Annotated in this window: 1 pseudogene; it reads left to right on the top strand. The window is 69.3% G+C overall.

The annotated features are described in order from the left end of the window. Nucleotides 1–274, top strand: a pseudogene (aitP, locus tag ACLJNW_RS24960) (CDF family iron/cobalt efflux transporter AitP); the annotation flags it as partial.

The raw sequence follows: 274 nt of genomic DNA, 5'->3' as shown, positions 1-274 counted from the left end.
CTCGCCTACGGCGCCGCGCGGCGCTATGCCAACGACCCGCGCTTCAGCTTCGGTACGTGGAAGATCGAGGTGCTCGGCAGCTACACCAGCGCCCTGCTGCTTCTGCTGGTGGCCGGGCTGATGCTCTACCAATCGGTCGAACGCCTGCTCGACCCCAGCCCGATCCACTACCAGCAGGCGATGCTGGTCGCCGCGCTCGGCCTGCTGGTCAATCTCGCCTGCGCCTGGCTGCTGCGCGACGGCCATGCCCACCACGGGCACGGCCACTCGCACC

Source organism: Salmonella sp. SAL4457, assembly GCF_046548235.1.
In the GTDB taxonomy this organism is placed as follows: domain Bacteria; phylum Pseudomonadota; class Gammaproteobacteria; order Enterobacterales; family Enterobacteriaceae; genus Salmonella; species Salmonella enterica.
Note: the sequence above shows the minus strand (reverse complement) of the source record. Positions and strands in the feature narration are given on the sequence as shown.